The organism is Nocardioides gilvus (assembly GCF_003194605.1).
Lineage (GTDB): Bacteria > Actinomycetota > Actinomycetes > Propionibacteriales > Nocardioidaceae > Nocardioides > Nocardioides gilvus.
The window spans coordinates 646,186-666,370 of sequence record NZ_QHKY01000001.1 but is presented as its reverse complement, the minus strand read 5'-3'; the positions used below and the strand labels follow the sequence as shown (position 1 = coordinate 666,370).

Annotated in this window: 18 protein-coding genes; 15 read left to right on the top strand and 3 right to left on the bottom strand. The window is 68.4% G+C overall.

Annotated elements, in window-relative coordinates; all coding sequences use genetic code 11:
- Positions 1-175: 175 nt before the first annotated feature.
- The 15 genes from DNK52_RS03240 to DNK52_RS03170 all read left to right on the top strand — a co-directional run bounded on the left by DNK52_RS03240 (position 176) and on the right by DNK52_RS03170 (position 15,931).
- Positions 176-1,120: a 3-carboxyethylcatechol 2,3-dioxygenase gene (locus DNK52_RS03240; protein ID WP_110239448.1), complete on the top strand. Its 945-nt coding sequence runs from the start codon at positions 176-178 to the stop codon at positions 1,118-1,120.
- Complete coding sequence (locus DNK52_RS03235; protein ID WP_110239446.1) at positions 1,117-2,031, top strand: alpha/beta fold hydrolase; 915 nt, start codon at positions 1,117-1,119, stop codon at positions 2,029-2,031. The genes DNK52_RS03240 and DNK52_RS03235 overlap by 4 nt, the downstream gene beginning before the upstream one ends.
- Positions 2,028-2,816: a 2-keto-4-pentenoate hydratase gene (locus tag DNK52_RS03230; protein WP_110239444.1), complete on the top strand. Its 789-nt coding sequence runs from the start codon at positions 2,028-2,030 to the stop codon at positions 2,814-2,816. The genes DNK52_RS03235 and DNK52_RS03230 overlap by 4 nt, the downstream gene beginning before the upstream one ends.
- 6 nt (positions 2,817-2,822) lie before the next feature.
- Entirely contained in the window at positions 2,823-3,332 is a 510-nt protein-coding gene (locus DNK52_RS03225; protein ID WP_110239441.1) for a nuclear transport factor 2 family protein, read from the top strand.
- Positions 3,329-4,060, top strand: a complete 732-nt coding sequence (locus DNK52_RS03220; RefSeq protein ID WP_204163344.1) for an HpcH/HpaI aldolase family protein — start codon at positions 3,329-3,331, stop codon at positions 4,058-4,060. The genes DNK52_RS03225 and DNK52_RS03220 overlap by 4 nt, the downstream gene beginning before the upstream one ends.
- Positions 4,057-5,715: a bifunctional 3-(3-hydroxy-phenyl)propionate/3-hydroxycinnamic acid hydroxylase gene (locus tag DNK52_RS03215; protein ID WP_110239439.1), complete on the top strand. Its 1,659-nt coding sequence runs from the start codon at positions 4,057-4,059 to the stop codon at positions 5,713-5,715. The genes DNK52_RS03220 and DNK52_RS03215 overlap by 4 nt, the downstream gene beginning before the upstream one ends.
- A gap of 100 nt (positions 5,716-5,815) precedes the next feature.
- Positions 5,816-6,793 (top strand): ABC transporter substrate-binding protein, encoded by a 978-nt coding sequence (locus DNK52_RS03210; RefSeq protein ID WP_110239437.1) that lies wholly within the window; start codon positions 5,816-5,818, stop codon positions 6,791-6,793.
- A 148-nt stretch (positions 6,794-6,941) separates the two neighbouring features.
- The gene (locus DNK52_RS03205; protein ID WP_110239436.1) at positions 6,942-7,784 is read left to right on the top strand and encodes an ABC transporter permease; all 843 of its coding nucleotides are present in this window, start codon (positions 6,942-6,944) and stop codon (positions 7,782-7,784) included.
- The gene (locus DNK52_RS03200) at positions 7,784-8,551 is read left to right on the top strand and encodes an ABC transporter permease (protein WP_110239434.1); all 768 of its coding nucleotides are present in this window, start codon (positions 7,784-7,786) and stop codon (positions 8,549-8,551) included. Before DNK52_RS03205 ends, DNK52_RS03200 begins: the two co-directional genes overlap by 1 nt.
- The gene (locus DNK52_RS03195) at positions 8,548-9,423 is read left to right on the top strand and encodes an ABC transporter ATP-binding protein (RefSeq protein WP_110239432.1); all 876 of its coding nucleotides are present in this window, start codon (positions 8,548-8,550) and stop codon (positions 9,421-9,423) included. Before DNK52_RS03200 ends, DNK52_RS03195 begins: the two co-directional genes overlap by 4 nt.
- 38 nt (positions 9,424-9,461) lie before the next feature.
- Positions 9,462-11,069 carry an FAD-dependent monooxygenase gene (locus DNK52_RS03190; RefSeq protein ID WP_110239430.1) on the top strand — a complete coding sequence of 536 codons (1,608 nt, stop codon included), beginning with the start codon at positions 9,462-9,464 and terminating at the stop codon, positions 11,067-11,069.
- Positions 11,066-13,036: a flavin-containing monooxygenase gene (locus DNK52_RS03185; RefSeq protein ID WP_110239428.1), complete on the top strand. Its 1,971-nt coding sequence runs from the start codon at positions 11,066-11,068 to the stop codon at positions 13,034-13,036. The genes DNK52_RS03190 and DNK52_RS03185 overlap by 4 nt, the downstream gene beginning before the upstream one ends.
- A gap of 18 nt (positions 13,037-13,054) precedes the next feature.
- The gene (locus DNK52_RS03180; protein ID WP_162598577.1) at positions 13,055-14,479 is read left to right on the top strand and encodes a carboxylesterase family protein; all 1,425 of its coding nucleotides are present in this window, start codon (positions 13,055-13,057) and stop codon (positions 14,477-14,479) included.
- Positions 14,480-14,543: 64 nt separating this feature from the next.
- A complete protein-coding gene (locus DNK52_RS03175; protein WP_110239424.1) occupies positions 14,544-15,209 on the top strand; it encodes a TetR/AcrR family transcriptional regulator in 666 nt (221 codons plus the stop codon).
- Positions 15,210-15,223: 14 nt separating this feature from the next.
- On the top strand, positions 15,224-15,931 hold the full coding sequence (locus tag DNK52_RS03170) for an SDR family oxidoreductase (RefSeq protein ID WP_110239422.1): 708 nt from the start codon (positions 15,224-15,226) through the stop codon (positions 15,929-15,931).
- Between the two features lie 21 nt (positions 15,932-15,952).
- Here the strand turns inward: DNK52_RS03170 and DNK52_RS03165 are convergent, their stop codons facing one another.
- The 3 genes from DNK52_RS03165 to DNK52_RS03155 all read right to left on the bottom strand — a co-directional run bounded on the left by DNK52_RS03165 (position 15,953) and on the right by DNK52_RS03155 (position 20,087).
- The gene (locus DNK52_RS03165; RefSeq protein WP_162598576.1) at positions 15,953-16,648 is read right to left on the bottom strand and encodes a GntR family transcriptional regulator; all 696 of its coding nucleotides are present in this window, start codon (positions 16,646-16,648) and stop codon (positions 15,953-15,955) included.
- A gap of 70 nt (positions 16,649-16,718) precedes the next feature.
- Positions 16,719-18,404 (bottom strand): ribonuclease J, encoded by a 1,686-nt coding sequence (locus DNK52_RS03160; RefSeq protein WP_110239419.1) that lies wholly within the window; start codon positions 18,402-18,404, stop codon positions 16,719-16,721.
- A gap of 189 nt (positions 18,405-18,593) precedes the next feature.
- Positions 18,594-20,087 carry a SulP family inorganic anion transporter gene (locus tag DNK52_RS03155; protein ID WP_239455353.1) on the bottom strand — a complete coding sequence of 498 codons (1,494 nt, stop codon included), beginning with the start codon at positions 20,085-20,087 and terminating at the stop codon, positions 18,594-18,596.
- Positions 20,088-20,185 lie beyond the last annotated feature (98 nt).

Sequence of the window (20,185 nt, the reverse complement as noted above, 5' to 3'; positions counted from 1 at the left end):
GGGGGCCGGTCCCCCCTCCCGGCTCCCTGTGACTGCAGTTCGTGATTGCTTTCGCCAACCTCTTCCCCAATGTGATCCCCGTTACTAGAATCATCGTTCTAGAACCTCTGTCCATGAGGTGCGATGCCGACCCAGGAATGTGTCGAGTCGGCCGATCCTCGTGAAAGGACCCCCAATGTCGTTGGCCGTAGTCGCCATGTCCCATGCCCCGTCGTTCGGAAACGTCGACCCCGGAGGTGGCACCAAGTCCGAGATCGACTCCGCGATCGTCGAGGTCCAGGACTTCGTGAACGAGTTCGACCCGGAGGTCGTCGTGGTCTTCGGACCCGACCACTTCAACGGTCAGCTCTACTCCCTGATCACCCCGTGGGTGGTCGGAGCCCAGGCTGAGGGGGTCGGTGACTACGGCACCACGGCCGGCCCGGTACCGGTGGACTCCGAGACCGCACGGGCCCTGCACGCCGCCGTGCTGGAGCAGGGCATCGAGATCGGCCGCTCGGAGAAGATGGTCATCGACCACGGCGTCCTCCAGCCCGTCGAGTTCATCTGGGGCCAGCCACTGACCCGTCCGATCATTCCGGTCTTCGTCAATTCCGTCGGGTTCCCGCTGACGCCGATGAGCCGCGTGCGCGAGATGGGCGAGGCCTTCGGCCGCGCCGCTTCGGAGCTCGACAAGCGAGTGCTGCTCTTCGCGTCCGGTGGCATCTCGCACAGCCCGCCGATCCCGCGATGGGACGGCGCCCCCGGTACCCTGCACGAGCGCCTGATCTCCTACGCGCCCACCCGCGAGGAGCGCGCCGCCCGTGAGCAGGCCATCGTCCGCGGCATCCAGGCCATCGCCGACGGCAAGGCTCCCAGCGACCCGCTGAACGAGGAGTGGGACGAGCTCGTGCTCGACGTCTTCCGCTCCGGCGACCTCACGGCCGTCGACGCCTGGGCCAACGACTGGTTCCTCGCCGAGGGTGGCAGCGCCGCCCACGAGATGCGGACTTGGATCGCGGCGTACGCAGCGCTGGCCACCGCAGGCGAGTACGAGATGAGCGTCGACCACTACTGGCCCGTCGAGACCTGGGGTGCCGGCTTCGGCATCCAGGCAGCGATCGGGAAGGGCAACCGATGAGTGACCTCGGCACCTTCTGGCCTGCCGTCGCTGACCTCCCGCACCGGCTTGAGTACGTCCAGGTCGGTCAGTGGCGCACCCGCGTCCTGACCGTCGACGCCCTGGACGGGGCCGGGCCGCAGGGAGAATCGGTGGAGTCGGAGGAGCGCGAGACCGTCGTCCTGCTCAACGGGACCACCGGTCACATCGAGGCGTTCACGCACAACATCCGCGCGCTCGCCTCCCGCTACCGGGTGATCGGCTACGACTACCCCGGACACGGATACACCAGCCTCACCGACCACGACCTCGAGATCCCCGAGTACGAGGAGCACCTCCTCGGCCTGCTCGATGTCCTCGGGCTCGACCGGGCCCACCTGTGCGGGGAGTCCCTCGGTGGGTGGATCGCGATCAAGTTCGCCGCCCACCACCCCGAGCGCGTGAAGACCGTCGTGCTGAGTGCCCCCGGTGGCCGCGTCACCGACGCCGAACGCGTCGACCGCGCCCAGTCGGTCAGCAAGCAGGCGGTCGCCGAGCCGACGTACGAGAACGTGCGCAAGCGTCTCCAGGTGGTCATCCACGACCCGGAGAAGATCACCGACGAGCTGGTCAAGGTCCGCCAGGCGGTCTACTCCCGCGACGGCTTCGGTGCCTCGATGGGTCACATCGGCGTGCTTCGCCAACCGGAGACCCGCTGGCGCAACCGCGTCACCGACGAGGACTACGCGGCGATCCCGGTTCCGGCACTCCTCGTCTGGACCGACCACGAGCCTAGCGGCGGACCCGAGGTGGGCGAACACCTCGCCTCGCTGATCCCGGACGGCGAGTTCCTGATGGTCGAGAACGCAGCCCACTGGCCCCAGTGGGAGAGCCCGGAGCTCTTCAACGCAGCGGCCCTCGACTTCCTCGCTCGCAAGGGTGGACGGCGATGACAGAGACCGTCGAAGAGATCGTCGAACGCCTGTACCGGGCCCGCCGTGACGTCACCACCACGGCGTACGTCAGTCCCTCGCTGCCGGAGCACGACCTGGACGCCGCCTACCGGATCTCCGAGCTCGTGGCCCAGCGCCGCGAGGCGGACCTCGGGGTGCGCAGGGTGGGTCGCAAGGTCGGCCTGACCAACCCGATGGTGCAGAAGCGGGTCGGGGTCTTCGAGCCCGACTACGGGATCATCCACGACGACATGGTCCACCCCTCCGGCGTGGTGCGCGGGGCATCGCAGCACAACTTCCTCCGCATCGAGGCCGAGATCGCCTTCGTGCTGGGAGCGGACCTCGTCGACACCGACCTGGCCAGCATCGAGGCCGCGATCGACCACGTCACCCCGGCGTTCGAGCTCGTCGACTTCCGCTACGACGGCCCGGTCGGCCAGATCGTCGACACGATCGCCGACAACGCCGGCTGCGACGGCATCGTCCTGGGGGAGGAGAAGCACGCCTACGGCTCGGTCGACCTCGCCGGCGTCGAACTCGTCATCACCACCGCCGAGGGGGTCGAGATCACCCGCGGCGTCGGCAGCAACGTGCTCGGCAATCCGATCAACGCGGTGCAGTGGCTCGCCGAGACGGCCCTGCGCATGGGCCAGCCCCTGCGCGCAGGCGAAGTCCTGCTCTCCGGCTCGATCGGCCACATCGAACCGTGGCCGGCAGACGTCGAGTGCACCGCCACCATCACCGGACTGGGACGCGTGCGCGCGACCCTCGACTCGAAGGCCTGAGACCCCATGAAGAACACTGACACCACTGCAGCCAGCTCTGCCACCCCCACCCCGGTCGACGCCGCGACCCGCGTCGCGATCGACCAGCTCCTCGCCGAGTACAACTTCCTCCTCGACCACGGTCGGGCCGACGAGCTCTGGACCCTGGTTGCCGAGGAGTTCGTGTCCCACGGTCCGATGGGAGTGATGGACGGTCGTGACGCCCTCAAGGCCTGGGGCGCCCGTCGGGTCACCCAGGATGCCGGCGAGGTTCGCCACTTCACCGGCGGCACCAGCCTGCGCTGGGAGGACGGTGCCCTCACGGGAGTCACCTACTACATGACCTTCCGTAGCACCCTGCCCGAGCCGACCCACCCGGCCAGCGTCGGAGAGTTCCACCAGACCTTCGTCGAGGTCGACGGTGTCTGGAAGATCCGTAGCCGCGATGTCGTGGCGGTCTTCGGGGGCGCCAACGCCGCCGCCCACGCCCAGCGTGTGAGCGGATCCCCGAGTGACAGGACCGAGGGACAGAAGTGAGCGTCCCCGCCCTGATGCACGTCGCCACCCCCTCGGTGGCGATCGCCGAGAGCGGTCTGCACAGTGGGTACGACGGCCTCGTGCTCGACCTCCAGCACGGCGAGCTGGGACTCGAGACGGCCTGCACCATCATGCGGTCGGTCCCGCGCGGCAACCCGTGGCTCTGGGCCCGGGCTGCCAGCCTGGAGACCGGCGCCATCGGTCGGCTGCTCGACTCCGGTGCGCGCGGCATCGTCGCGCCGACCATCGAGACCGCGGAGCAGGCGCGCGCACTGGTCTCCGCCACCAAGTACCCGCCGCTCGGTGGCCGCAGCCTTGGCCCCAGCCGCCCGGCCCTCTACGACGGTGAGAGTTACACCGAGGCCGGCAATGCGGCCGTGGTGACGGTCGTGCAGATCGAGACCGTGCGCGGTGTCGAGAACGCCGAGGAGATCCTCTCGGTCCCCGGCGTCGACTCGGTCTACATCGGACCGGCCGACCTCGCTGTCTCGTACGGCCTGCCCGGTCGTCCCGACTGGACCGACGGTCCGGTGCACGACGCGCACGTCCGGATCGCCGAGATCGCCCGGGCCCACGGTGTCAGCGTCGGCATCTACGCCCGCACCCCCGAGTTCGCCCGTGGCATCGCTGCCGCTGGCCTCGTCGACTACGTCGGACTCGGCATCGACCTCGTGATGGTCGGTGCCCAGGCCAACGCCCACCTTGCAGCCTTCAGGAGCACCTCGTGACCTCTCCCCACACCACCGACGTCCTCATCCTCGGCGCCGGCCCGACCGGGCTGACCCTGGCCAACCTGCTGGGTCAACAAGGGGTGCGCACCCTGCTCGTGGAGGCGTTGGACGACCTGATCGACTACCCCCGCGCCGTCGGCATCGACGACGAGGCGCTGCGGGTCATGCAGTCCATCGGGCTGGTCGACAAGGTGCTCCCGCACACGGTGCCGGACCAGCGCGTACGCATCGTCAACCAGGACATGAAGGTGATCGCCGAGATCAACCCGACCACCCGCGAGTTCGGGTGGCCGCGGCGCAACGGCTTCGTCCAGCCCCTGGTCGACCGGGTGCTCCTCGACGGCCTCGCGCGCTGGGACAGCGTCACGGTACGGATGGGAGCCGAGGCGGTCGACCTCGTGCAGACCGCCGACGAGGCGACCGTCACGGTGCGGACCGCCCAGGGCACCGAGACGATCACTGCCCGCTACGTCGTGGCCGCCGAGGGTGGCCGATCCTTCGCCCGGATGCACCTGGGCATCGCGTTCGAGGGGGAGACCCGCAAGCAGCGAGGTCTCGTCATCGACGTCGCGGACGACCCGCTGGGTACGCCCCACGCAGTCTTCGGGGGTGACCCGTCGCGGGCCTACGCCACCTTGGCGCTCCCGCACGGGATCCGTCGCTGGGAGTTCATGCTCCATGAGGACGAGGGGGACGAGTTGGTCGAGTCCGACGCCTTCGTCCACGGACTGCTCGCCGACCACGTGCCCGACCCGGCGGGGCTCAACATCATCCGTCGCCGCGTCTACATGCACCACGCCCGTCTGGCCGAGAGGTTCCGCGAGGGCCGTGTGCTCCTGGCCGGCGACGCCGCTCACGTGATGCCCGTCGTGGCCGGGCAGGGCTGGAACTCCTGCATCCGGGACGCGGTCAACCTCGGGTGGAAGCTGACCGCGGTCGTGCGCGGCGACGCCGACGACTCGTTGCTCGACACGTACGCCGAGGAGCGACGCGACCACGTCCGCGCGATGGTGGAGCTCTCGGTCAACATGGCCAACGTCGTCACCAACCGCAGCAAGTTGCGCTCGGCGGCACGTGACGCCGCTGCTGCGGTCGTCGACCGACTGCCCAAGCTGAAGGCGTACGTCTCGGCCCAGGGGTTCAAGCCGATGCCGCGCTACGAGCGGGGCGCGATCGTGCCGGTCGTCATCCCGTCCTCGAAGTCGGTGCCGGTGCCTGAGGGATACAAGCCCGGAGTGGGCACACTCTTCCCGCAGCCACGTGTCACTGCTCCGAGCGGGGGAGAGGCGCTCCTGGACGACGTCACCGGTGCTGGCTGGCGGGTGGTCGTGTGGAACAACGACCCGAGCCGCCTCGTGTCCAAGGAGACCCGGGAGACGCTCGAACGTCTCGGTGGCCGCCTCGTCCGGGTGGTCCCGTCGGTGCAGGCGGAGTGGGCCACGGCAGAGGTCGACGAGGACGTGGTGGTGGTCGGTGACCCGGTCGGCGTCCTGAAGACGTGGTTCCACGGACGCCCCTTCTCGGCCGTCGTCGTGCGGCCCGACCACGTCATCGCGGCCGAATGCCTGGCCCAGGAGTTGGACGGCGTGCTGGGACAGGTCTTCGCTGCAGCCCGAGTTTCTGAAGCATCGAGTACGAAATACACCAAATAATGCAATATGTCTTGACGATTGCATTACACACTCGTAGTGTCGCTGTTACTTGGATCACAGAGGAGCCCGTCCGGGCTCCCCGCCCGGAAGAAGGAACCCCATGAAGAAGACCTTGGTCGGAATCGCCAGCTGTGCTCTTGCGCTCTCGCTGGTCGGCTGCTCCGAAGGATCCGTCGACGGCGGCAAGAACTCCTCGTCCGCCGACGGTGACCTGCGCAAGGTGAAGGTCGGTCTCTTCCCGTCGTCCACCGTGGGGGCCTTCCAGCTGGGCATCGACAAGGGCTACTTCGAGGAGCGGGGGATCGACCTGGAGCTCGTGCTGGGCCAGTCCAGCGCCGCCCAGCTCCCGGCCGTGAACACCGGCAGCCTGGACTTCGTCCTGGCCAGCCCCACCACGCCGCTGGTGGCGAACAGCAAGGGCCTCGACCTCCGCATCGTCTCGGGCTACGGCGAGAACCGTCCCGAGATCCTGACCGACTCCGTCGCAGTCATGGTCGGCAAGGACTCCCCGATCAAGTCCGCCAAGGACCTCGAGGGCAAGAAGGTCGCCATCAACGCAGTCGGCAGCATCGGCGAGATCGGTATCAAGGAGGCCGTCGCGCTCGACGGTGGAGACCCGGAGAAGGTCACCTTCATCCAGCTCGGTTTCGACCAGGTCGGCGCCCAGCTCGGCAGCGGCCAGATCGACGCCGGCATGGCGGGCCCGCCCTTCATGCAGCAGATCCAGGGTGCGGGCGGATCGATCGCCAGCGACTTCATCCAGGAGGCCGGTCTCGGCGGGTCCGAGCTGGTGATGGTCGCCGGCAGCAAGCTCGTCGACGAGGACGAGGCCCTCGTCGAGGACTTTGTCGACGCGCTCGACGAGACCCTCGACTACGCGGAGACGCACCAGGACGAGGTGCGCGACCTGCTGCCGGAGGTCATCGGCACCGACCCCAAGGTTGCTGCCAAGACTGACTTCATCGCGTGGGACGCGGAACTCGACGTCGAGGCACTCGAGAAGTTCACCACCCTGATGACCAAGTACGGCGTCATCGACTCCCAGCCGGACCTCGCAGAGATCGTCTGGACCAAGTGATCGTCTCCGGCCGCGCCGATCCCCCCGGGCGCGGCCGGAGCGCACCATCTCACCCGTTCCACCGCTTCACCGCTTCACCCGTTCCACCAGTTCCGCCGTTTGTCGAACTCTTCCCTTGCAGCCTTCCCTCTCGCCGAAAGGTGCTCTCATGAGCGTCTCGCAGCATGACCTCGCCCTCGCGCAGGTCCAGCCGCGGATCGCGCGCCCGCGCATCGCGACACGAGCCAAGGGCCCCGTGGTCCTGGGCGCGTTGGGCATCCTCGGGTTCCTCCTCACGTGGGAGCTCTTCTCCCGTCTCGGCCCGGTTGACCCCCATTACCTGCCGCCGCCGTCCTTGGTGCTGCCGCAGTTCTTCACCAACTTCACCTACACCGATTTCTGGGTGGCCATCGCTCAGACCATGCGGGCCTGGGCGATCGGTCTCACGGTCGCGGTGGCCTCTGCGGTGGTCGTCGGCGTCGTGATCGGCTCCAGCGACTTCCTGCGCCGGGCCACGCACTCGACGATCGAATTCCTGCGGCCCATCCCAGCAGTCGCCCTGATCCCCGTCGCGGCGCTGCTTTACGGCCCCGAGCTGCAGGCAGAGTTGTTGATCATCGTCTACGCCTGCTTCTGGCTCGTCCTCGTGCAGGTGCTCTACGGCGTCGCCGACGTCGACAACGTCGCCCGGGACACGGCGCTGGTGATGCAGATGAACTTCCTGCAGCGGGTCCGGCACCTTGTCTTCCCCACACTGCTGCCCTACCTGATGACCGGCGTACGGCTGGCCGCCGTGGTCGCGCTGATCCTGGCGGTCGGTGTCGAACTGATCGTCGGGACCCCCGGCCTGGGTCAGAAGGTCGCCCTCGCCCAGATCAACGACGCCAACGTCCAGATGTACTCCCTCATCCTCGCCAGTGGCGTCCTGGGCATGGCCGTCAACGGTGTGATGACCGTGATCGAGCGCAAGTCGCTGTTCTGGCACGAGTCCGTGCGTGGAGGAAAGTCGTGATGAACGCTCTCAAGAGTCTGCTCCACTTCGTGGTGCTCCCGGTCCTGTTGATCGCGCTGTGGTGGTTCACCACCCGCGACGGCGCCAACTTCTTCGTCCCCCAGCCCGGGCCGCTCGTCGACGCCTTCGTCGAGGTGTGGTTGGGAGAGGGCTTCCGCAACGACGTCGTCCCCAGCGTCGCCCGGCTCTTCGCTGCCCTCGCCATCTCCATCGCGCTGGGCATCAGCCTCGGAGTGCTGATCGGCTCCGTGGAGTGGGTGCGGTCGCTCCTGAGCCCGATGCTCGAGTTCGTCCGCGCGGTGCCCTCCACCATCATCATCCCGGTGCTGCTGCTCGTCATCGGCATCAACGACACGATGAAGGTGACGCTCATCGTCCTGGGTTGCATCTGGCCGGTGCTGCTCAACACCGTCAAGGGCGTCGCCTCCATCGACGGCGTCCAGGTGGACACCGGCCGGGTGTACGGGCTCTCGGGTCTGGTCCGGCTGCGCTACCTGGTCCTGCCGGCGGCCGCGCCGCAGATCTTCGCGGGTATCCGACAGAGCCTCGCGGTCGGTCTCGTCCTCATGGTGACCTCGGAGATGTTCGCCTCCACCGACGGAATCGGCTACGCCACCATCAACTTCCAGAACCGGATCGCCATCCCCGAGATGTGGAGCGGCATCGTCCTGCTCGGCCTCATCGGTGTCGCGATGTCGGTGCTGTTCCAAATCGTCCAGAGCCGCGTCCTCGGTTGGTACGTGGGCTTGAAGGAGAGTGCCAAATGACCGAGAACAGAGTGACCGAGAACCGAGTGACCGAGCCCCAGGTGAGTGGACGCCAGGACGTACGCCAGGACGTACGCCTGAGCGTCGACCAGGTCCAGAAGGTCTACCAGCGAGACGGCGAGAGCTTCGAGGCCGTACGGTCCCTGACCCTCGACCTCCACCAGGGAGAGTTCGCCTGCCTGGTCGGTCCCTCCGGCAGTGGCAAGACGACCCTGCTCAAGTGCATCGCAGGGCTGATGGAGCCCACGTCCGGCAGCGTCGTCCTCGACGGCCAGCAGGTCAACGGCCCGGCCAAGGGCATGGCGGTCGTCTTCCAGGAGTACGGCCGCAGCCTCTACCCGTGGATGACCGTGGAGGGCAACATCGAGCTGCCCCTGAAGGTCGCCAAGCTCTCCCGGGCTGAGCGTCGGGCCCGCGTCGACGAGGCGCTGGCCTCGGTCGGGCTGGAGCAGGCCCGCAAGAGCTACCCGTGGCAGCTCTCCGGAGGTATGCAGCAGCGTGTCGCCATCGCGCGCGCGGTGGCGATCCACCCCAGCGTCCTGCTGATGGATGAGCCCTTCGCAGCCGTCGACGCCCAGACCCGTGCGGAGCTCGAGGACCTCGTGCGCAAGGTCTGGAAGGAGCACGACATGACGATCCTCTTCGTCACCCACGACATCGACGAGTCCGTCTACCTCGGCGAGCGGGTGCTCGTGCTGTCGAGCTCGCCGACCGTGGTCCAGCACGACCTCGTCATCGACCTGCCGGCCGAGCGCGACCAACTGGTGACCCGCTCCATGCCGCGCTTCACCGAGCTCCGCGCGCAGGTCTACGAGCAGGTCCAGATCGCGAAGACCAACAAGACCGGTGCCACCACCGTGTCCGCGCTCTGATCCGTCCCCCCCCCCAGCAGTGAAGGCAGGAATCCTCAGTGCACCAGGATGTTGACGTCATCGTGGTCGGGGCGGGGCCGGTGGGTCTCACCGCCGCCCTGCTCTTGGCCGAGAAGGACACCCGCGTGGCGCTCGTCGACCCGCTGTCGGCGCCCAGTGACCTGCCTCGTGCCATCAGCCTCGCCGACGAGTCCTTCCGGATCCTGCAGGGTCTGGGCCTGGACGAAGCCCTCAAGGCACAGACGTACCTGGACACCGGGGCGCGCTACTTCGGCCTGAAGGGACGCCTGCTGGCGGAGTCGAAGCCGGCTCCTTCGCGCAGTGGTCACCCGGCCAAGTCACAGTTCGACCAGCCCGTGCTGGAGCAACTGCTCTGGGACCGCGCCGTCGAGCACCCCATGATCCAGATGCTGTCGGCGCACCGGGTCACCGCCATCGCCCAGGACGCGTCCGGGGCAGGCGTCACAGTGGCGCCGGAGGACGGCTCCGAGACGTTCCAACTGCGCGGCGCCTGGCTGCTGGCCGCCGACGGAGGGCGCAGCTTCGCCCGCGAGGAGCTCGGTGTCGAGCTCGAGGGCTCCACCCAGGAAGAGCGCTGGGTGGTCATCGACCTCCTCGACGTCCCCGGCGAGCGCGAGCCGTTCGCGGAGTTCCACGGCAACGGCGACCGTCCGCTGGTCCTCGTGCCGGGCCTCGACGGCCGGCTGCGCCTCGAGTACATGATGCTGCCCGAGGACGACGCCGACGAGATGGTGCGTCCTGAACGGATCCGGGAGATGGTGCTGCCGTTCCATCCCGAGGCACGCAGCGAGGACATCCGTCGCGCGGTCGTCTACGTGGCGCACCGACGCCTGGCGAGCACGTACCGCGTCGGTCGCTGCTTCCTGGTCGGCGACGCGGCGCACCTGATGCCGCCGTTCTCCGGACAGGGCCTGAACGCCGGTCTCCGCGACGCCGCCAACATCGTCTGGAAACTGCAGGCCGTGCTCGACGGTGTGGGCACCGACCGGTTGTTGGACACGTACGAGTCGGAGCGTCGTACGCACGCCAAGAAGATGATTCGGGTCTCACACCTGACCGGCTCGGTGGTGATGGCGCGGGGTGTCGCCGCGGTGGCACGCGACGTACTCTTCCGGGCGGCTCGGCTGCTCCCGCCGGTGTACGCCTACCTCTCCGGGATGCGCTTCATCACCCCGCCCCGTCACGTCGACGGAGCGGTGGTGGAGCCGACTGCCGAGGTCGCTCCTGAGTTGCGTGCGATGGTGGGCGCGCCGCTGAGCCAGCCCTTTGCGGAGGCCCCCGACGGAGGACGCTCGCTGCTCGACGACCACCTCGGAAACGGTTGGTCCCTGGTCGTGCTCGGCGCCGACGACGAGTTGAGCCTCGCCCCGTTCTGGGCCTCCGCGACCGTACGTCGCCTCGTGCCGGCCACAGCCCGGGCGACCAGCCCGGACCAACTGGTCGACCTCACCGGCGCCCTCACCGGAGCCCTGGCCGACCCGGCCGTGCGCCTTGAGCGGCCGCACGTGCTCGTCGTACGTCCCGACCGCTACGTCGCTGCAGTCTTCACCCCCGAGAGCGAGGACGTCGCGATCAAGGGCCTGCGCCCGTACGTCGACCTCGCCCACACCCTGGAGAACCGATGACTTCCACGCCTCGCCACGACCCGAAGAGGGACGACCTGCACTGGCGCACCGAGCACGAGTCGATCACCGAGTCTGACCACTTCTTGCGCGACGTGGTGGCCAACGCCGAGCTGCCGCCGCTGCTGGCTGCGCTGGCCGCTGCCACCCGCAACCCGGCCCTGCTGCGCGAGGACCTGCGTCCCGAGCTCACCCCGGTCGACACGGTCGGTCACCCGCACGGCGGGATGAGCCCCGAGACCCAGGAACGTGCCCGCGAGGTCGCCTTCGAGGCGTTGCGCCGCCTGCGCGACGAGGCGATCACCAGCGTCGACACCCTGCCCAGCGACGAGGTCGAGCACCTGCTCGGCTATCTGACCCGGGGCACGACGAAGTGGTACGACTCCCTCAAGCACGAACTCGACCTGGCCCCGGACAAGAACGGCGCCCCCGACTGGTCGTTCGCCGACGTCGCGGGTGAGCGTCCCTTCGAGGTCCTCATCGTCGGCTCCGGGGTGGCCGGAGTCGCCGCCGCGCACCGCTACCGGCAGGCGGGCGTGCCGTTCACCCAGATCGAGTCTGCCGACCGGATGGCCGGCACCTGGGCCAAGAACCGCTACCCGGGCGTCCGCCTCGACACCCCCACCTTCGCCTACTCCTACTCGTTCGCCCAGCGCGCCGACTGGCCGCACCAGTTCGCCCAGGGCGCCGAGATCGAGGAGTACCTGGTCGACGTCGCCCAGCGCGCCGGGATCCTCGACGACATCGAGTTCGGCACCCGCCTCCTCAGTGCCCGGTGGGACGAGGAGGACGGCGTCTGGGTCACGGTGACCCGCACGGCGGACGGCGAGCGGACCCGGCGCTTCAACGCAGTGGTCAGCGGCGTCGGCCAGCTCGACCTTCCGAACATCCCCGACGTCCCTGGCGCCGAGACGTTCCGTGGCGTCACGATGCACTCCCAGGAGTGGGACCCCTCCTACGACTGGAGCGGCAAGCGCGTCGCCGTCGTCGGCACTGGTGCGAGCGCGTACCAGATCGTCCCGGCGATGCACCGCGACGTCGCCAGCCTCACCGTCTTCCAGCGCAGCGCCCCGTGGATGCTGCCGGCACCGGCCTACCACGACTCGATGTCGGAGGCCTTCGCCTGGCTGGTGCGCAAGGTCCCGCACTTCGGGCAGTGGTTCCGACTGTGGACGATGGTGCTCGGTACGCCCGGCCGCTTCCACACGGTGCGCGCCGAAGAGGGATGGGAGGGGGCCCCGCTGAGTGTGTCGCCCACCAACCAGAAGGTGCGCGAGGAACTCATCGGACGACTGCGCGAGCAGTTCGAGGGCCGCGAGGATCTCTTCAAGATCGCGGTGCCCCACTATCCGCCGGGCGCCAAGCGGATGCTGCGCGACAACGGGGTCTGGGCCGAGGCGCTACGGGCCGAGCACACCGCCGTCTCGACCTCACCGATCGCGGCGCTCACCGAGACCGGCATCCTCACCGAGGACGGCACCCACCACGAGGTGGACCTGATCGTGTGGGCCACCGGCTTCAAGCCGTCCGACTACCTCGACGGCGTCGAGGTCGTCGGCCGCGACGGGATCACCGTCCACGAGTACTGGAAGGGTGACGCTCGCGCGCACAACGGCGTGACCGTCCCCGGTTTCCCGAACTTCTTCATGCTCTACGGGCCCAACGTCGGGGGAGTGGTCGCCGGCAGCCTGCACTTCATGATCGAGCGGGCCGTCGAGTACAGCCTCAAGGCGGTGCGCGAGGTGCTGACCCGCGAGGTCAAGGCCATCGACGTCACGCCGGAGGCCCTCGACGAGTTCCTCGCCTGGGTCGACGCGGAGAACCGTCAGATGGCCTGGGGTCAGCCGTACGTCCGCACCTGGTACCAGAACAAGGACGGTCGGGTCTCCCAGGTGTGGCCCTTCACGAACGCCGAGTACTGGGAGATCACCGAGCGGATCGATCCCGACGAGCACGAGTTCCTGGACTGAGCCGGCGTGGTGTCCAGGGTGTTCGCTTTGCCGGCCGGCCAGGTGGTCGCGCCGGTGCGCGACGGCGTGTGGGACGCCTATGGGGTCCGGTACGGCTCGCCCGACCCGACCGCGGGGCCGCACGCTCTCTGCGTCGCGCCCGAGGTCGCGCAGTCGGAGCCCAGCGTCTTCCCCCAGGCGCCGGGGCTGCTGGACCCCCTGCTCGGACCGGCTCTGGGTGATCTGCCGCAGTCACCGGACAGTTTCACCCTGCGCATCCAAGGGCCGTCCGACGTCGCCCCCGGTGACGCCTTGCCGGTGCTCTTCTTCGTGCACGGCGGAGGCTTCACGACGGGCAGCGGCGAGGTCAGGTGGTACGACGCGGCGCAGCTGGTGCGCCGGGGTCGGTTCCTCCTGGTCACCGCCAACTACCGGCTCGGGGCTGCGTCCGGGCTGCTGGGAGGCGAGAGCGACAACGTACGTACGCCGGGTGGTCTTGCCTGGCAGGACCTCCTGGCCGCCGCGCGATGGGTCCGCGCGCACATCGCATCGTTTGGGGGAGACCCCGATGACGTGAGCGTCGGCGGCGACTCTGCCGGTGCCTGGTTCGCGCACGCCTTGAGCACCTCGGAGACCACCCGGGGATGGTTCGCCCGGACGCTGCTCGTCAGCATGCCGCGGATGGCCCCGCTGAGCGCCACCGACGACGCAGCGCGACGCACCTCGCTCGCGGCCGCACTCGAGGCCCACCAGGAGGGTGCCGAGAGGCCGTCGTACGACGCCGTGCTCGCGGCCCAGCGGCAGGTGTCGGCCACCTACAGCGGCCGAGGCTTTCCCTTCGCGCCGGCCCAGGACTCGGCGCTCCCCGCCTGGTTGGGGGAGCCGGGGGAGAGCGGGGCCCATCTGCACACCTCGGAGCTGCTGCTGGTGACCACCCGCTCCGAGGCCTCGGCCTTCCTGCGCCACCTCCCCGAAAGCACCTTCACCTCCTCGTGGGTCGACAACTTCGTGGCCACGCACTTCGCCGACACGGAGCAGGTGCGCGACGCCCTGGCCGGCAGGACCGGCTACGAGGCGGCGGTCGCACTGCTCACCTGGTGGCAGTTCGCGTCGCTCGCCCATGACCTCGCCGACAGCGCCACGACCGAGGCAGGGGCGAGCGTGCGCGTGCTCCGCCTCGACCTGCCCAGCCCGCTGCCGCGTGCACTCGTGCCTCACTGCTTTCCGCTGCCGTTCCTCTTCGGTGAGCGAGCGTCGTGGCACGACGCGCCGATGCTGTCCGGGATCGAGGACGACACCTTCGACCAGACCCGGCAGCCTCTGCAGGCGGCGCTGCTCGGACTCGTGCACGGGTCCTCCTCACCGGTGCCGGTGTGGGATCCGGCGGCGCCGCGGTTCCTGCGCGTCCTCGGCGATGCGGCCGCCCCGCAGGATGCGCGTCGGTTGAAGGTGGAGGAGCCGTGAGGCGAGTCATGGACGGGAAGCGCCGGCACCCTTGGGTACCGTGCGCCGCGGTAGGGAGGAAACGATGACACCACGACGCAGGCAACGGACCACGCCGGAGAACGAGCGCGCCATCCTGGAGGCGGCGCTCAGCATCGCCGTACGCAAGGGGTACGACGGGACTGCCATGGCTGAGGTCGCCAAGCAGGCAGGGCTTCCAGTGGGCTCGGTGTACTGGCACTTCGAGAACAAGGAACAACTCTTCGCCCGGCTGATCGACTACTGCTTCGTGACCTGGCAGGCCGACCACACCGGACCCACCAACCGGGACCTGCTGCGCCGCAGCATCGCCGGCTCGGCCGGTGGCTCCAGTGACGTCGGCAACGAACCCGAGGCGTTCTGGACCCTGGCGCTGATGTTCGCGCTCGACCGGCGACTTGAGGGCAACCTGGCCCGGGAGCGCTACCTCGAGGTGCGCCGGCAGATGTTCGAGCTCATGGTCCAACGCGTCGAGCCGCAGATCCCGGCCGAGGTGCTCGCCGTGGAACCGGACTTCGGCCGGAAGATGGTCGTCCTGGGACGCGCCCTGACCAACGGTTTCTACATTGCTGCCGGGGCCGGCGACGACATCGACTTCGAGGAGTACGCCGCCCTCTCCGCCTCGGCCATCGAAGCACTCGTCAACCGTCGGCTCAGTGAGGTCACAAGTGAGGTCACAGCGGCGAAAGGCGTCCCCCAATCCACCCACTGAGCGAAGGAAGAACCGTGAAGAAGAAGGTTGCCGTCGTCGTCGGCGGCGGGTCCGGGATCGGTGCCGCTGTCGTACGTGTCCTGCACGAGGCCGGCCACGAACTGGTCGTGATGTCGCCGTCGGGCAGGGGTCGCGAGCTGGCAGAGTCCCTCGGCGGAGTCGGCCTCGACGGGTCGAACCGGTCGCAGGACGACCTGGCTTCCCTCGTGGACCTGGCGCTCAGGACGTACGGGGGAGTCGACGTGGTCGTCAACAACTCCGGGCACGGCGCCACGGGCCCTGTCCTGGACCTGACTGACGAGGACTGGCAGGACGGCCTCGAGGGCTACCTGCTCAACGTCGTCCGGATGGCTCGGGTGGTGACACCGCACCTCGTGGAGAACGGTGGCGGCAGCATCGTCAACATCTCCACCAGTTCACCGTTCGAGCCCAACCCGCGCTACCCCGTCTCGGCGACCTTCCGGTCGGGGCTGGCCTCCTTCGTGAAGCTCTACAGCGACGAGTACGGACCGGCCGGGGTGCGGATGAACAACGTCCTGCCCGGGTGGACCGTGGCCGACCCGGCAGCCGTCTCCCCGGAGTGGACCCAGCGCATCCCCCTGCGCAGGGCGGCGGCCACCGAGGAGGTCGCACGAGTCGTACGCTTCCTCGCCAGTGACGACGCCAGTTACGTCACGGGGCAGAACATCCGCGTCGACGGTGGCGTGTCGCGCGGCGTCTGAGGCCGGTGCGCCTGGGTGGTGTCAGCGCTCGCCGGTCTCGGCCGACTGGCCGAGGGAACTCTCGATGACGTCGGTCGTGCGGCTGTAGTGCTCGCGCAGTCGCTGCTGCGCGGCGTCGGTGTCGCGGGCCAGGACCGCCTCGAGGATGCCCCGGTGCTCCGCCTCGATGTCACGGGACTCGGCTGCCTGTGTAGGGGCGGTCCACTGTCGGTACAGGACGGTGGCGTCGGCCAGCGTGGCGGCCAGGTCCTGGAGGGTGGCGACGCGGCAGGGCTCGAGGATCTTGGCGTGGAAGGCCTGGTGGGCCGAGAGCCATTCGTGACTGATCCGGTGCGGATCGTCGGTGCGCCGCCGTGGCGTGCGTTCAAGCGTGTGGTGAGCGGCGATCAGCTCCGACTCCCAGGTCAGGTCACCCCGCTCGATCGCCAGAGCGACCCCGAAACCCTCGATGCGGCAACGGAACTCGGTGAGGTCCCGCAACTCGTCGAGACTCAACTCGGCGACGAAGAAACCACGGTTGGGGATGAAGGTCACGAGCTGCTCGCCGGCGAGCCTGGTCAGGGCCTCGCGCATCACCGTGCTGCTGGTGTCGTAGCGCTTCGAGAGCTGGGCCACCTGCAACTTCGCGCCGGGCGCCCACTCGCCGCCCAGGATGTTCATGCGGAGCGATTCCCGGGCCTGCGAACTCAAGGAGTCCCATTGGTTGCTGCGAGCCATGGGGAAACTGTAACCGAGAGGCCGGAAAGTATTCTCGACCCTGAGATGCATATTCCCCGATGGCTACCGATCAGGCGTCCACCACGATGGCGATGACCAACGGGCTGCGGCGGAACTTGCGGTGCGACCAACGGCCGACCTCGCGAGTGATCATCTGCTCGAGCTGGCGGGGGTCGCTGACGCCTTCCTTGGCGGAACGCGCCAAGGTGGTCTCGATGACGCCGATGGCGTCCTTGAAGGCGCCGGGCTCCGGGACGAAACCGCGGATCAGGAAGTCCGGGGTCTCGGCCAGCTTTCCGGTGTCGGCGTCGACGATCGCCAGGACGGTGAGCACCCCTTCCTCGGCGAGGGTGCGACGATCCTTCAGCGTGCTCTCGGTCGCTCCGCCCACGGTCTGTCCGTCGACGTAGACGTTGCCGGCCGGGACCTTGCCGGTGATCTTGGCCCGACCCTTGACCAGGTCGACGACCACGCCGTCCTCGGCCAGGACGACCCGGTCGGGCGCGATCCCGGTCTTGATGGCCAGGTCGGCGTTGGCCTGCAGGTGGCGCCACTCTCCGTGGATCGGCATCACGTTGGTGGGGCGCACGATGTTGTAGCAGTAGACGAGCTCGCCGGCGCTGGCGTGGCCGGAGACGTGCACCTTGGCGTTGCCCTTGTGCACGACCTTGGCGCCCCAGCGGGTGAGGCCGTTGATCACCCCGGAGATGGCGTTCTCGTTGCCCGGGATCACCGAGCTGGCCATCAGGACCGTGTCGCCCTCGGCGACCCGGATCTTGTGCTCGCGGTTGGCCATCCGTGACAGCGCGGCCATCGGCTCGCCCTGCGAGCCGGTGCACACGATCGCGACCTTGCTGGGGTTCATCCGTTCGAGCTGCTCGAAGGAGACCACCAGGTCCTCGGGGTACTTCAGGTACCCCAGGTCGCGGGCCACCCCCATGTTGCGCACCATCGAGCGACCGACAAAGGCGACCTTGCGGCCATGGGCCTGCGCGGCGTCGAGCACCTGCTGGATGCGGTGCACGTGACTGGCGAAGCTGGAGACGATGACGCGTCGCGGGGCCGTACGGAAGACGGTCTCGATCGCCGGAGTCAACTCGCGCTCGGAAAGGGTGAAGCCGGGGACCTCCGCGTTGGTGGAGTCGGTCATGAACAGGTCGACCCCCTCCTCGCCGAGCCGGGCGAAGGCACGCAGGTCGGTGATCCGGTCGTCGAGGGGGAACTGGTCCATCTTGAAGTCGCCCGTGTGCAGCACCAGACCGGCGTTCGTGCGGATTGCCACGGCGAGCCCGTCGGGGATCGAGTGGTTGACCGCCAGGAACTCCAGGTCGAAGCCACCGAGGGTGATCCGGTCACCCTCCTTGACGTGGTTGAGCACCGGCTTGATGCGGTGCTCCTTCAGCTTGGCCTCGATCAGCGCCAACGTGAGGGTGGAGCCGACGACCGGGATGTCGTTGCGCTCGCGCAGGAGGTAGGGGACACCGCCGATGTGGTCCTCGTGACCATGGGTCAGGACGATCGCGACGACCTTGTCGAGGCGGTCCCGGATCCAGGTGAAGTCCGGCAGGATGACGTCGATGCCGGGCTGGTGCTCCTCGGGGAAGAGCACGCCGCAGTCGACGATCAGCAGTTTGCCGCGGTACTCGAAGACGGTCATGTTGCGACCGATCTCGCCCAGACCGCCGAGCGGGACGATCCGCAGACCGTCCTGGGGGAGCTTCGGGGGGGACTTGAGCTCGGGGTGGGGATGGCTCACGGTGACCTCATGCTCGTCGACTGGTGGATGTGTGGCCTCAGCGCGAATGATTCAAGAGAGTTGTCCCTGAAGCTCGGGGAGGAAGCGCGGGTCCTCCGGCGTCATGGATGGTTCTGCTGGGCGCTCATCAATTTACCGTCACATGACGGGAGAGCATCAATCGCGTGTCGGCCAGCGTGCAGTCGTGGCTCAGTGCCCGTCGCCCAGATGCCCGCTCAGGCGAGTGTGCATCTGCTGGCTGGCCTCGTTGAGGCCGCGAATCTCGACGCTCTTGCCCCTCGACTCGAACTTGCGCTGGATGGCGTCCAGCGCAGCGACGGTGGAGGCGTCCCAGATGTGGGCTCCGGAGAGGTCGATGACGACGTTCTTCGGGGCACCGGCGTAGTCGAACTGGGAGTACAGGTCATTGCTGGTGGCGAAGAAGAGTGCCCCAGTGACGGCGTAGACGTGGGTGTCCGCGTCGATCTGGGCCACCTCAGAGACCTCGGTGAGGTGGGCGACCCGACGGGCGAAGAGGATCATGGCGACCACGACGCCCACGCCGACGCCGATGGCGAGGTTGTGGGTGGCGACCACTGCCACCATGGTCGAGATCATCACCAGGTTCTCGCTCTTGGGCAGGCGCCGCAGCGTGGTGGGTCGGATGCTGTGCCAGTCGAAGGTGGCGATCGAGACGACGATCATCACCGCGACCAGCGCAGCCATCGGGATGATCGCGACGAGGTCGCCGAATCCCACGACCAGCACGAGGAGGAAGAGGCCGGCCAGGAAGGTGGAGATCCGGGTGCGCGCGCCCGACGACTTCACGTTGATCATCGTCTGACCGATCATCGCGCAGCCGCCCATGCCGCCGAAGAAGCCGGTGATCACGTTGGCGGCACCCTGGCCGAGACTCTCGCGGGTCTTGTTGGAGTGGGTGTCGGTGATGTCGTCGACCAGCTTGGCGGTCAGCAGTGACTCCAGGATGCCGACCAGGGCCATTGCCAGAGCGTAGGGGGCGATGATCTGGAGGGTCTCGAGGGTGAAGGGGACATCGGGGATGAGCAGCGAGGGGAGGCTGTCGGGCAGCTCGCCCTCGTCACCGACGGTGGGCACGGTGATCGCCATGGTCACGGTGATCACCGTGAGGATGACGATGGCCACCAGGGGCGCCGGGACGATGTCGGTCACCCGGGGGAGGGCGAAGATGATGAGCAGGCCCAGGGCGATCAGCGGGTAGACCAGGACCGGGACGTTGCGCATGTGAGGGATCTGGGCCAGGAAGACCAGGATGGCCAGGGAGTTGACGAAGCCGACCATCACCGAGCGCGGGATGAAGCGCATCAGCTTTGCCACGCCCAGGGCTCCCATGGCGATCTGGAAGATGCCGGCGAGGATGACGGTGGCGATGAGGTGGTCCACCCCGTGGTTTGCGACCACGGGGGCGATCACCAGCGCGACCGCTCCGGTGGCCGCCGAGATCATGGCGGGGCGACCGCCGAGGAAGGCGATCGAGACAGCCATGGTGAAGGAGGCGAAGATCCCGAGCCGCGGATCCACCCCGGCGATGATCGAGAAGGAGATCGCCTCGGGGATGAGGGCCAGTGCCACGACCAGACCCGCCAGCACCTCGGTCTTCAGTCGCCTCGGGTTGCGCAGCGCGGCGAGCACCGAGGTGTCCTGGTCCTCGTGGACTTCGGGCACGTGGACAGCAACAGGGGGGTGTGAGGACACGCGCTTGTCCGTTCTCGGATCAGAGGGACGCCACACCCAGCTGGGCCACGTCGTAGCAAGGAGGAAGG

Excerpts from the sequence above, each read along its gene's own strand:
- DNK52_RS03230 (WP_110239444.1), top strand. The coding sequence starts at position 2,028 with ATGACAGAGACCGTCGAAGAGATCGTCGAACGCCTGTACCGGGCCCGC.
- DNK52_RS03210 (WP_110239437.1), top strand. The coding sequence starts at position 5,816 with ATGAAGAAGACCTTGGTCGGAATCGCCAGCTGTGCTCTTGCGCTCTCG.
- DNK52_RS03225 (WP_110239441.1), top strand. The coding sequence starts at position 2,823 with ATGAAGAACACTGACACCACTGCAGCCAGCTCTGCCACCCCCACCCCG.
- DNK52_RS03165 (WP_162598576.1), bottom strand. The coding sequence starts at position 16,648 with ATGGCTCGCAGCAACCAATGGGACTCCTTGAGTTCGCAGGCCCGGGAA.
- DNK52_RS03185 (WP_110239428.1), top strand. The coding sequence starts at position 11,066 with ATGACTTCCACGCCTCGCCACGACCCGAAGAGGGACGACCTGCACTGG.
- DNK52_RS03175 (WP_110239424.1), top strand. The coding sequence starts at position 14,544 with ATGACACCACGACGCAGGCAACGGACCACGCCGGAGAACGAGCGCGCC.
- DNK52_RS03195 (WP_110239432.1), top strand. The coding sequence starts at position 8,548 with ATGACCGAGAACAGAGTGACCGAGAACCGAGTGACCGAGCCCCAGGTG.
- DNK52_RS03235 (WP_110239446.1), top strand. The coding sequence starts at position 1,117 with ATGAGTGACCTCGGCACCTTCTGGCCTGCCGTCGCTGACCTCCCGCAC.
- DNK52_RS03240 (WP_110239448.1), top strand. The coding sequence starts at position 176 with ATGTCGTTGGCCGTAGTCGCCATGTCCCATGCCCCGTCGTTCGGAAAC.
- DNK52_RS03205 (WP_110239436.1), top strand. The coding sequence starts at position 6,942 with ATGAGCGTCTCGCAGCATGACCTCGCCCTCGCGCAGGTCCAGCCGCGG.
- DNK52_RS03200 (WP_110239434.1), top strand. The coding sequence starts at position 7,784 with ATGAACGCTCTCAAGAGTCTGCTCCACTTCGTGGTGCTCCCGGTCCTG.